5 protein-coding genes are annotated in these 2982 nt (G+C 52.2%); 3 read left to right on the forward strand and 2 right to left on the reverse strand.

Annotated elements, in window-relative coordinates; all coding sequences use genetic code 11:
* Window positions 1–5: 5 nt before the first annotated feature.
* The 3 genes from AC2JC8_RS09945 to AC2JC8_RS09955 all read left to right on the forward strand — a co-directional run bounded on the left by AC2JC8_RS09945 (window position 6) and on the right by AC2JC8_RS09955 (window position 1632).
* Window positions 6–281 (forward strand): HU family DNA-binding protein, encoded by a 276-nt coding sequence (locus AC2JC8_RS09945; RefSeq protein WP_255132513.1) that lies wholly within the window; start codon window positions 6–8, stop codon window positions 279–281.
* A 5-nt stretch (window positions 282–286) separates the two neighbouring features.
* On the forward strand, window positions 287–1258 hold the full coding sequence (gene gluQRS / locus AC2JC8_RS09950; protein WP_484401892.1) for a tRNA glutamyl-Q(34) synthetase GluQRS: 972 nt from the start codon (window positions 287–289) through the stop codon (window positions 1256–1258).
* 74 nt (window positions 1259–1332) lie between these two features.
* Window positions 1333–1632, forward strand: a complete 300-nt coding sequence (locus AC2JC8_RS09955) for a hypothetical protein (RefSeq protein ID WP_484594667.1) — start codon at window positions 1333–1335, stop codon at window positions 1630–1632.
* Here AC2JC8_RS09955 and AC2JC8_RS09960 read toward each other — a convergent pair.
* Window positions 1629–2312 (reverse strand): hypothetical protein, encoded by a 684-nt coding sequence (locus tag AC2JC8_RS09960; RefSeq protein WP_484401792.1) that lies wholly within the window; start codon window positions 2310–2312, stop codon window positions 1629–1631. The two genes, AC2JC8_RS09955 and AC2JC8_RS09960, sit on opposite strands and share 4 nt — an antisense overlap.
* Window positions 2313–2322: 10 nt before the next feature.
* Window positions 2323–2982 (reverse strand): M23 family metallopeptidase (locus tag AC2JC8_RS09965; protein WP_484594668.1); only part of this gene is annotated, 660 nt, incomplete at its 5' end.

Raw genomic sequence — 2982 nt, forward strand, 5'->3', positions numbered from 1 at the left:
TCGTTATGAACAAAGCTGATCTTGTTAATTTGGTAGCTGCCCGCACTGAGCTCACCAAAACCGATGTTTCTCAGGTAATCGATGCGGCAATCGAAACCATTGTTGATTCCGTAGTTGAAGGCAAAAAAGTTTCCATCCTTGGTTTTGGTTCCTTTGAATCAAGGGAACGCTCTGCTCGCCAGGGGTTGAACCCAAAAACCGGTGAAAAAATCGCTATCCCTGCCAAGAAGGTGCCTGCTTTCACTGCTGGCAAATTATTTAAAGAGCGGGTTCAAGGCTGATCAATTTGCTAGAAGCGCTCCCCGCTCATTTGAGGGGGGAGCTTTTAAGCGCCAAGGCATCTAGGCAAAAGCATCAACGGGGCAGATTTGCCCCCACCCCCAGCGGCCCACTCCATTTGGGCAATTTGCACACAGCGTTGCTGTCTTGGTTGTTTAGCCGCTTGCAAGGGGGCGAATGGTTCATTCGTATAGATGATCTAGACACGCCGCGCATTCAATCCGGCGCCGAAGCACAGATTTTTGCAGATCTGGCCTGGCTTGGCCTCGATTGGGATCCCCCCATATGGCGCCAAAGTGAGAGAAGAGGGCTTTATTCCAGTGTGCTTTCAGCTCTGAGGCGCACAGATTTGGTTTACCCATGTAGGTGTAGCAGGCGCATGCTTGCCCACCTTTCCGCTCCCCACGGGGCTTGGCCTATTTATCCAGGTACTTGCCTTAATAAACGCCACAGCTGGGGGGAAGTGCAAGGAAAGCTGCCTAGCTGGAGGTTTCGTTTAGAGGCAAAAGTTTTGAATTGGCAAGAATTAGGTGCTGAAACCTGCCAGCTGAATGGTGCAACTGAAGTGGGAGATGTGGTGCTAAGGCGCGCCGATGGGTATTTGGCTTATCACCTAGCCACCGCCGTTGATGAATTGTGGATGGGTATAAATAGTGTTGTTAGAGGAACAGACCTCTGGGTTTCAACGGGGCCGCAAGTGGCACTGATTCAACTGCTGCAACAAGATCCACCGAAGTATTGGCATGTGCCGTTACTTCATGATGAACAGGGCCAAAAATTGTCTAAAGGACAACAAGCTCCGGGGTTAGCTACCTGGAAAAGTGAGGGGGGCTCAGCAGATCAACTTATTGGTAGCTGGGCAGCTAGCAACGGCTGGGTGCCACCTGGCAGCACACTTAGCCCTTCAGATTTACTAGAAGAGCTGAAAAATAACCCAAAAAAATGGCTGGCACAATTCAAAGTTGTGGGGTTGTTTTAAATTAAAGCTTCGCTCGCTTTTGGCGCCAAATGAAAAAAGCAGCAGTAGCTACTACCACAGCAAGGGGAGCAGCTGTGAGAAGCAGCAGAATAACGGCGGTCCAATCGGTATACATCGGCGTGTTGAACAACAAGTTGGGTGCATCCATCATCGGTGTTGCCTTGCTGATTTCACCAGTTCAGGCGGGAGTTGTATTCGACAACTGCAGCACTGCCAGTGATGGCAGCATCACCTGCGATACCCGTCCCACCGGCAACACCGCCACCGATGCAGTGGATGCCCAGTTCGGCTTGATGGATCAAGCCAGTCCTGGCTGGAATGAATTCATGCCAGACGAAGGCTTCGACGACGATTTTGGTGGCAACTGGACCTAATAAACAACTTCAATTGGCCCAAGCGGTTGCCTTTGGTGGTTGAGCTTTAGCTGCCAGGTTGGTAATTGGGGTTGTTGCCACAACGATGCAAAACATTTTTCTGCCGGTAGATGGCCATAAAAAGCCAGCACCATGGCTGCCACCTGCTTGGCTGTTAAGGCGCCACCCCCCTGCTGGCGCTGTTTAGCCTCCGCCTGCAACCGCCAGCGCATCACCCGCCCATAACTGGGGGGACGCAGCAATAAAAGGCCATCAAGCTGCTGCCAAATGGCCTGATATGGCTGAAGCTTTGGCACACCTCTTGCTCCCACGCACCAACCCTCCAGCAATAGCAAATCCCCAACCAAAAGGCGTTGGCCTTGGCGATCACCAGCACCAGCAGCTAATCCCTTAACAAAACAAGGGGCCATCGCCTTGCCATGCTGGCGAAAATCAGCCAACACTTGCTTTAGTAGTGGTAAATCGTGGCTGCCGGGCAAACCGCGTTGATACTGCTGTAATTGCGGCTGGGGCCAATAAAGATCGTCTAGGGAGAGGCAAGCCACATCCAGCCTGGATTGCAATTGGCATGCCAACCAACTTTTGCCACTACCCGGCGGGGCACACAAGCCCAATATTTTCTGGCCAGCAGCGGCGCGATCAACACACCATTGCTCAAGCAAGCAGAGCGTTGAAACCACTGCTTCCCTCCTATTGGGGAATCATCATCGGCATGGGATCAAGGGCAACCCAGCCATTGCCTTGGCGTTCACGCCATTCGAAATGCAAATGGGGGCCGCTTGCTACGCCCGTTTGCCCCACCCGCCCCAATAGGGAACTGGGCTCAACCTGATCACCAGGTTTCACATCAACCGCCGATAGATGGGCATACAAACTTTGATTTAGCTCGCCATGGGCCACCACTACGGTGATGCCATAGCCGGAAATTATGTCTACTAAAACCACTCGGCCTTTTTTAGCAGGCCTAACCGCCTCACCCTCCGGTGCCATCAGATCAAGCCCAGCATGCATGCGCCAACCTTTGCGGCTTTCTGAATAACGCCACTTAAAAGCACTGATATCCAGAGCTGGTTGATCGAGGGGATAAAACAACAGAGCCGTGGCTCCAGGCTGTTTTTTTAAAGCCATCCACCCTATTGGTGGTGGTGGAGAAGGTAGAACACGAAAGTTTTCCTCCAGATGGGCGGGAAGCTTGGTGTTAGTGCCAAGGTCAGCAACTGGAGTGTTGGATGGGATCAAAGGGGGAGGGCTTTCATTGGCTAGCCCCAAGGCAAGGAGGGCGCCAATTGGCAAACAAAACCAGCGAGCCAGTGAATATTTGCCAACCATTAGCAATTGCTGTTGCAACTG

The organism is Synechococcus sp., assembly GCF_982614295.1.